At 72.9% G+C, this 4,648-nt stretch carries 7 protein-coding genes and 1 pseudogene; 3 read left to right on the top strand and 5 right to left on the bottom strand.

Annotation, left to right across the window (positions count from 1 at the left end; translation table 11 throughout):
- A pseudogene (locus L7D48_RS26150) lies at positions 1 to 1,498 on the top strand (molecular chaperone Hsp90); the annotation flags it as partial.
- 139 nt (positions 1,499 to 1,637) lie between these two features.
- Here L7D48_RS26150 and L7D48_RS26145 read toward each other — a convergent pair.
- Together L7D48_RS26145 and L7D48_RS26140 are read right to left on the bottom strand one after the other, a co-directional pair.
- Positions 1,638 to 1,901 (bottom strand): hypothetical protein, encoded by a 264-nt coding sequence (locus tag L7D48_RS26145; RefSeq protein ID WP_237883144.1) that lies wholly within the window; start codon positions 1,899 to 1,901, stop codon positions 1,638 to 1,640.
- Between the two features lie 60 nt (positions 1,902 to 1,961).
- Positions 1,962 to 2,144: a hypothetical protein gene (locus tag L7D48_RS26140; RefSeq protein ID WP_237883142.1), complete on the bottom strand. Its 183-nt coding sequence runs from the start codon at positions 2,142 to 2,144 to the stop codon at positions 1,962 to 1,964.
- An 88-nt stretch (positions 2,145 to 2,232) separates the two neighbouring features.
- Between L7D48_RS26140 and L7D48_RS26135 the strand changes: the two genes are divergently transcribed.
- Both L7D48_RS26135 and L7D48_RS26130 read left to right on the top strand, forming a co-directional pair.
- Positions 2,233 to 2,469, top strand: coding sequence for a GntR family transcriptional regulator (locus L7D48_RS26135; RefSeq protein ID WP_237883141.1), 237 nt, complete (start codon positions 2,233 to 2,235; stop codon positions 2,467 to 2,469).
- A 92-nt stretch (positions 2,470 to 2,561) separates the two neighbouring features.
- A complete protein-coding gene (locus tag L7D48_RS26130) occupies positions 2,562 to 2,906 on the top strand; it encodes a hypothetical protein (RefSeq protein ID WP_308312338.1) in 345 nt (114 codons plus the stop codon).
- 125 nt (positions 2,907 to 3,031) lie between these two features.
- On the opposite strand, the gene L7D48_RS29235 is transcribed toward L7D48_RS26130, so the two are convergent.
- The 3 genes from L7D48_RS29235 to L7D48_RS26120 form a co-directional block, all read right to left on the bottom strand.
- On the bottom strand, positions 3,032 to 3,166 hold the full coding sequence (locus tag L7D48_RS29235) for a hypothetical protein (protein WP_256463279.1): 135 nt from the start codon (positions 3,164 to 3,166) through the stop codon (positions 3,032 to 3,034).
- 62 nt (positions 3,167 to 3,228) lie between these two features.
- Entirely contained in the window at positions 3,229 to 4,026 is a 798-nt protein-coding gene (locus L7D48_RS26125) for a class I SAM-dependent methyltransferase (RefSeq protein WP_374493808.1), read from the bottom strand.
- On the bottom strand, positions 4,023 to 4,562 hold the full coding sequence (locus tag L7D48_RS26120) for an NUDIX domain-containing protein (RefSeq protein WP_237883140.1): 540 nt from the start codon (positions 4,560 to 4,562) through the stop codon (positions 4,023 to 4,025). The genes L7D48_RS26125 and L7D48_RS26120 overlap by 4 nt, the downstream gene beginning before the upstream one ends.
- Positions 4,563 to 4,648: the final 86 nt, after the last annotated feature.

Here is a 4,648-nt window from a genome sequence, read left to right as displayed (position 1 = left end):
GGAGAAGCTGGGCGCCACCCCCGCCACACCCCGCGCGGTGCTCACCACCCCGCAGGTGCGGGCGGCCGTCGCCGCCTCGCTGGAGGCCGAGGAGAGCTGGTACGGCGACGAGGAGGAGGACGGCGGCCCCCTGGACGCCGAGGAACTGGCCGACACCGTCCTCGCCCTCGTCCGCGACGCACGCCTCTCACCCGGCGACGAACCCTGGCTGGGCGCCCTCGCCCTCCCCGACGAGGACGGCGAACTCGCCCCGGCCGCCGAACTCGTCTTCCCCGGCAGCGCCTTCGAGCGCGTCATCCGCGAGGGCGAACTGCCCGCCTGCGACGCCGAACTGGCCGAGCGGTGGGGCGAGGAGACCCTCGCCGCGACCGGCGTGCTCGCCGACTTCGCCCTGGTGCGAGCCACCGACCTCGTCCTCGACCCGGACGAACTCGAGCCCCGCGACACCGACTTCCCCGAACCCGACGACGCCGGCCTGCTGGACGCCGTCGACGTGTGGTGCGAGGACGTCCTCGACACCCTGCCCGAGACCCCGGTCCCGCCGGTGGTCTCCGAACTGCTCGCCGTACGCGACCTGGACCTCGTCGACGACGACCACTGGCCGCAGGCCCTGCGGATGCTCTCCCGCCCCCCGCTGCGCGACGCGCTCACCACCCCGGTACGCGTCCTGCTGCCGGACGGCACGGTTCAGACCGTCCGCCCCTACACCGCCTGGTGGCTGCGCGGCCACCCCGTCCTGGACGGCCGCCGCCCCGCCGGACTGCGCGCGGCCGGCGGCGACCCGCTGCTGGCCGGCCTGTACGAGGAGGCGCCCGCCGCCACCTCGGGCCTGGACGAGCAGGTGCTGCGCGCCCTGGGCATCCGCACCTCCGCCGCCGCCCTGCTGGACGAACCCGGCGGCGCCTCCGAACTCCTGGGCCGCCTCGCCGACCCCGACCTGCCCGTCACCCCCGCCCAACTCCACGGCCTGTACAGCCTGCTGGCCGAGCTGGACCCGGACGAGGTCACACTGCCGGACGAACTGCGCGTCGTGGCCGACGGCGAGGTACGCCTGGTGGACGCCGCCGACGCGCTGGTCGCCGACGCCCCCGACCTGCTGCCCCTGGCCACCGGCCGCCCGCTGCTGCCGGTACGCCCGGCCCTGGCCGCCGCCCTGGCCGCCGTCCTCGACGTACGCCGTCTGAGCGAGACCGTCGGCGCGGGGCTGCCCGCCCCGGATGCCGCGGCGGGCGAGGTGCGCGAGGTGCCCGACGCGGTACGCGTCCTGCTCCCCGGCGCCCCGGCCACCTACGTCGAGCACGACGAACTCGTCCTCGCCGGCGTGGAACTGGACTGGCGGCTCACCCCCGACGGCACCCTCCACGCCGCCACCGTCGAGGGCGTCGCGGCCGGCCTGGCCTGGGCGGCCGGCCAGTGGCCGCGCCGCTTCGAGGCCGCCGCCCTGCTGGAGGACCCCTCCCGGGCCGCCGAACTGGCCCGCGACCGCTGGTTCGACTGACACCCGGCCGCCCCTGGGCCGTCAGGGCCCAGGGGCCGCCCGCTCCGTCAGCCCCGTCAGCGCCGCGCGACGGTGACGATCTCCGGGCTGGAGTCCGTCAGCGGGCCCCGCCCCCAGCCCCCGTACCGCTCCGCAACCGTCAGCCCAAAGCCCATACATCGGGGCGCCTCTCCAATTCCGGCCCCGGACCGCCGCCTGCCTGGTGACCGCCGACCCCGGCCGCGATCAGCAGCGACTTGAGTTTCGCGTCGTGCCCGGCGGCGAATGTGCGCTGGGTCGTGTCGGCGCACCCGGTTGCCTTCCGCTGCCAGACCTTGTCGCCCTTGGCACCCTCATGGATCAACACCAAGTACGAGTAACTGCCCCATGTACATGGGTGGTTGGGGGGTGTCGTTGTCGTCATGGGCGAGAGCGTAAGGGCGGCAAGCGATGATCCGTGAAGGTTTGCGCAGGAATGACGCGATCAGGTGGTGCGGGCGGGTGGTCGGCCGGAGCCGTCGCACCGAGGGCACTCACACGGCGGCCACACCCCTGAGATCAGCGGAACGTCGGGCAGCCGTTCGGGTGGCGACGCCCAACGGCTGACCTCCCGCCGCCGCCTCGTCACCGGGTTGACCTTGTAGACCCTGATCCAGAAATCGGCCATGACCTCATGGTATCGAGGTATCGCACTTATCGCGATGTCGCATATGACTGCGGTAGCGCGGGTAACGTCGACTGCTTACGGTCGGCATGTGAGTCCTGATCTTGATCGTTCGCGCCCGATCCGGCGGCAGGTGGCCGCGACCATCGAGGCCCGCATCGCCAACGGCACCTACCCGCCGGGCAGCCGCGTGCCGGGCATCGTGGAGCTGAGCGCCGAGTTCGGCATCGCGGCCTCGACGGCCCAGAAGGCGCTGGCGTACCTGCGGACCACCGGCCTGGTTCGCACCGAGGTCGGCCTGGGCACCTTCGTCGCCGACCTCGACTAGGCTGCGTCTACTAAGTGATCTCCAGTCGTCTGTGGCCTTTACTTCGCTGTCCACTCAATGGTTCAAGGCTTGCTGCAGCAGCCTCGGAGGGAATGATCACCATGGGTGTCGAACTTGAACTGCACGCAAAGAGGCCCATTCTGGACTGGGGTCGGTCCAGGACGACTTTGATCCACGGGTCGTACGAACATGGCGACGCACTGACCGATGTCCTGGTCGGCATGGATGGAGACGACCAGAGCAACATTGGGCGGGTGGATCCGTATGGAGACACGTTGTTCAACGAGCAGCAGGCGGAAGCCGCTCTGCGCGAGGTGCCCGGTCTGTTGCAGCAGTGCTCCGACCAGTCCCAGACGGCCGCTGTCCTTGACCTCATGGGCCTGCTGCAATCCTGCTCACAGACGCCCGGCAGCTATCTATGGTTTGTCGGCGACTGATCATCGCAGCCGAAGAGGCCACCCCGGCTCAGCGCATTCCGGCCGACACGGTCACTTGCCCGAATCCCGTGCAGTAATGAGACGTAAGGGCGGCGTGGCCTCGGCCGTCGGCCTGAGCCCGCTCATCACGCCGGCCCCCGGGTGATCGGCTCGCTCAGCAGCAGGGCCGCGCGGCCGGTGCGGCGGGCCTCGGCGAGGGCGGCCAGCCGCCGGTAGCCCTCGGGCGTCATCAGCCGCTCCCAGACGGGCCAGTCCTCCACCGCCCAGCGGCCAGTGCCCCCCTGGCCACTGGCCGCCCCCTGCTGCCGGTGCGCCCGCCCCGTCAGCGCCGCGCGACGGTGACGATCTCCGGGCTGGAGTCCGTCAGCGGGCCCCGCCCCCAGTCCCCGTAGCGTTCCACAACCGTCAGTCCGGCCCCGGCCAGGAGGCCGTCGAGCGCATCCGCGTCCCAGAACCGCAGTTCGCTGCGACTGGCCCGCTCCCAGCCCGGGCCGGTGAAGGTCGTGGTGAAGCGGACGGTGCCGCCCGCCACCGGCTCCTGGACCTCGTGCGCGACCCGTACCGCCGCGCCCGTGCCGTCCGCCACCTCGACCGCGTGCTCCGGAGTCCAGCGCTCCCACGGCCGGGCAGCCGGGTTGCGGGTCTCGAACGCGAAGCGCCCGCCGCCGGCCAGCGCCGCCCGCACGGCGGCCAGGGCGGTACGCACCTCACCGTCCCCCAGCAGCACCTGGAAGGCGTGCCCGGTCATCACCACCAGCTCGAACTCCCCCTCCCAGCGGGCCGATCCAAGATCCCCGAGCACCCACTCCACCTCGGCCCCCGACCGCGCCGCCTCCCGCCGCGCACAGCCCAGCATCGCGGCGGCCGGATCGAGTCCGCACAGCCGCCCGCCGTGCCCGGCCGCCCGCGCGCGGCGCAGCAGCGCGCCCGTACCGCACCCGACGTCCAGCACCGAGGCGGCGGACATCACCAGCTCCAGGTAGAAGTCGTCACCCGGGCCCCACGGGTTGAGAGCGTCGTACAGGGCGGCCAGAGCGGGATCGCGGTAGGCGCGGTCGACCGACGCCCCGGAGCGCCCGGCCCGGTCCGAGCCCGCCGCGGGCACCGGCCCACCCGTCACGCCGGCCCCCGGAGGATCGGTTCGCTCAGCAGCAGGGACGCGCGGCCGGTGCGGCGGGCCTCGGCGAGGGCGGCCAGCCGCCGGTAGCCCTCGGGCGTCATCAGCCGCTCCCAGACGTGCCACTCCTCCACCGCCCAGCGGTCGTGCTCCTCCGGGTCCAGCCTGATGGAGGCGATCTCCTCGTCGCTCAGCGTGCCGCCGTCGAAGCAGAAGCCGACCTTCGCCAGCGGGGCCTCGGCCGGATCGGAGCGGATGTAGTGCGCCAGCAGCAGCGGGCGAGGGCCCTCGACCCGCAGCCCGGTCTCCTCGTACGTCTCCCGCACCGCCGTCCGGAACGGGTCCTCGCCCGGATCCATGTTGCCGCCCGGGATCTGCCACAGCCGTCTGCCGTACACCGAACGCAGCTGCACCGGCCGCCCGCGTGTGTCGGTGAAGTACACGCAGGCGTAGACGGTGGCCTTGGGCAGGGTGGCCAGGTACTCGGCCTGCGGCATCGGGAACGGCAGCCCGGCGGGCTCGTCACTGGTGGAGGTCATGCCCCTACTCCTACCGGATCTCGGGTTCCGGGACGCGGGATCCGAGCGCTCTCTCATTGGAACGGGTGGGTCGCAGACCCACCCGC

The organism is Streptomyces sp. ICN903 (genome assembly GCF_022015835.1).
GTDB classification, from domain to species: domain Bacteria; phylum Actinomycetota; class Actinomycetes; order Streptomycetales; family Streptomycetaceae; genus Streptomyces; species Streptomyces fenghuangensis.
This window is presented reverse-complemented; position numbering and strand designations above follow the sequence as displayed.

Coding starts and splice junctions, on each gene's coding strand:
- L7D48_RS26120 (WP_237883140.1), bottom strand. CDS start 4,562: ATGACCTCCACCAGTGACGAGCCCGCCGGGCTGCCGTTCCCGATGCCG.
- L7D48_RS26145 (WP_237883144.1), bottom strand. CDS start 1,901: ATGACGACAACGACACCCCCCAACCACCCATGTACATGGGGCAGTTAC.
- L7D48_RS26140 (WP_237883142.1), bottom strand. CDS start 2,144: ATGGCCGATTTCTGGATCAGGGTCTACAAGGTCAACCCGGTGACGAGG.
- L7D48_RS26130 (WP_308312338.1), top strand. CDS start 2,562: ATGATCACCATGGGTGTCGAACTTGAACTGCACGCAAAGAGGCCCATT.